Origin of the sequence: Streptomyces sp. NPDC058741 (assembly GCF_042746715.1) — a bacterium.
Taxonomy (GTDB): domain Bacteria; phylum Actinomycetota; class Actinomycetes; order Streptomycetales; family Streptomycetaceae; genus Streptomyces.
The window spans coordinates 1-2,451 of the sequence record NZ_JBHYQH010000105.1 but is presented as its reverse complement, the minus strand read 5'-3'; the positions used below and the strand labels follow the sequence as shown (position 1 = coordinate 2,451).

Genomic DNA, 2,451 nt, shown 5'->3' with positions numbered 1-2,451 from the left:
CACCCCGCTCCTCCGCAAGGACACCCCGGAACACACGTCCGCGCTCCGCGCGCTGGCACTGCTCCACGTCGACGGAGCGGAGATCGACTGGACGGCGGTGCTGCGCGGTGGTGACGGGGGACCGCCGGTCGAGCTTCCCACGTATCCGTTCCAGCACCGCCGCTACTGGCTGGCTCCGGACGAGCCGTCACCGGGCGTCCCTTCCGGCCCGACGCACACCTCCGCGGTGGTCGATGCCGCCTTCTGGGCTGCCGTGGAGCGCGAGGATCTGTCGGTGCTGGCCGCGGACCTGGACCTCTCGGCGGACGCGCTGGTGCCGGTGGTGCCGGCGCTCTCGAAGTGGTATCGGCAGCGGCAGGATCGGGCAGCGCTCGACGCGCTGCGGTACGAGGTGTCCTGGCGGCCGCTGACCCGGCAGGACGAGACCTCGTCCGCGGACGGGCCCTCCCGCACCGGGAACTGGGCGGTCCTGCTCCCCACCGACCTGGACGCGACGTCGCGCGCCACGGTGAACGCACTCCTCCTCGGTCTGCGCAGGCACGGAATCGCTCCCTACCTCGCCGAGGTGACGAACCCCGCCGACCCTGCCGCCTGTGTCGAGGCGTTGCGTCCCGCCGCTGCGGGGACGGACGACTCCGACGGCCCTCGGAAGCCGGACGGCATCCTGTCCCTGCTCGGGATTGTCCCGGACGTCGATCCGGTGGTGACCACCCTCGCCGCCGTCCGCGGACTCGCCGAGTCCTCAACCCCGGGGGTACGACTGTGGACGCTCACCCAGGGTGCCGTGGGCGTGGGCGGTGCGGATCATGTCGTCAGCATCGAGCAGAGCGCGGTCTGGGGGCTGGGACGCGTCGCGGCCCTGGAACACCCTGACGTGTGGGGCGGTTTGATCGACCTGCCCACGGGCATCGACGACCGGGTGTGTACACGCCTCGCCGTCGCGCTGACGCGTCTGCAGCCGGGCGAGGACCAGGTCGCCGTCCGGGCCCACGGCATCTTCGGCCGTCGGCTGGCACCGGCCGCGCCCGCGAGCCGACACGTCCCGGACTGGACACCTGACGGAACGGTGCTGATCACCGGAGGTACCGGAGCCCTGGGCGCCCATGTGGCCCGATGGGCCGTGGAACGAGGTGCCCGTGACCTGCTCCTCGTCAGTCGCCGAGGTGAAGCGGCACCGGGTGCGACGCGACTGCTCACGGAGCTGGAGCAGAGGGGAGCCGAGGTCACCTTGGTCGCCGCCGACGTCTCCGCGCGCGATCAGCTCGCCGCGCTCCTTTCGGAGCACCGTGTCGACGCGGTCTTCCACACGGCCGGGGTTCTTGACGACGCCACGCTGCTGACGACCGACACCGAGCGCATCGAGCGGGTCAGGGGACCCAAGGTCACGGGAGCGCTCCTGCTCGACGAGCTGACACGGGGCCACGACCTCTCGGCGTTCGTTCTCTTCTCCTCCCTGGCGGGAACGCTGGGAAGCCCGGGTCAGGGCGCCTACGCCGCAGCCAACGCCGTCCTTGACGCACTCGCCGAACAGCGGAGAGCTGAGGGCCTGCCGGCCACCTCCATCGCGTGGGGCCCGTGGGCCGGTGACGGCATGGCGGCGGAGTCCGGCAGTCGGCGCCGCGGCCAGGGAGCCATCACGGCACTCGACCCCCGGCTCGCGCTTTCCGCACTCGGTGTCGCGCTCGACGCGGGCGTCACCACCCAACTGGTCGTGGACGCGGACTGGGCCGACTTCGTCCCCGCATTCACCGCGGCCCGCCCCAGCGCCCTGCTGACCCCCGTGGCACCCGTGAGTGTCACCGCCGAGCCGCGAGCCACCGAACGACCCGGTGACGACCTGCGCTCACGCGTCGCCGGGATGCCGCGCGAAGCCGGGCAGCGTCTCGTGGAGGAACACGTCCAGCAGCTCACGGCCCTGGTACTGGGGCACGAGGGTCCGGAACAAGTGGCGGTGGACAGGCCGTTCCGTGATCTGGGCGTGGACTCGCTGATCGCGGTGGAGCTGCGCAACCTGCTCGCCGCCGCGTCGGGTGTGCCTCTCCCGGCGACGGCCGTCTTCGACCACCCCACTCCCCAGGCCCTGGCGTCCCGCATCCATGGCGCACTCTCCGGCGAAGTGACACCGGTCGCCTCGACGGCGGTGGTGGCGGTGGACGAGCCGGTGGCGATCGTGGGCATGGCCTGCCGTTTCCCGGGCGGTGTGGAGTCCCCGGAGGATCTGTGGGGCCTTCTCGCGGACGGCCGTGACGGCATCGGTGACTTCCCCACCGACCGCGGCTGGGCTGCCCTGGAGAGCGTCTACGACCGCTACGCGGGAACTGACAAAGTCGACGGCGGAAGCTTGCAGTACGGCAGGGGCGGTTTCCTGTCCGGTGTGGGTGGTTTCGATGCGGAGTTCTTCGGGGTGTCGCCGCGTGAGGCGTTGGCGATGGATCCGCAGCAGCGGTTGTT

At 71.8% G+C, this 2,451-nt stretch carries 1 protein-coding gene; it reads left to right on the top strand.

Translation table 11 applies throughout. From position 1 onward, the window contains the following. A partial coding sequence (locus ACFW6P_RS32030) for an SDR family NAD(P)-dependent oxidoreductase (protein WP_386360170.1) occupies positions 1 to 2,451 on the top strand: 2,451 nt, incomplete at both ends.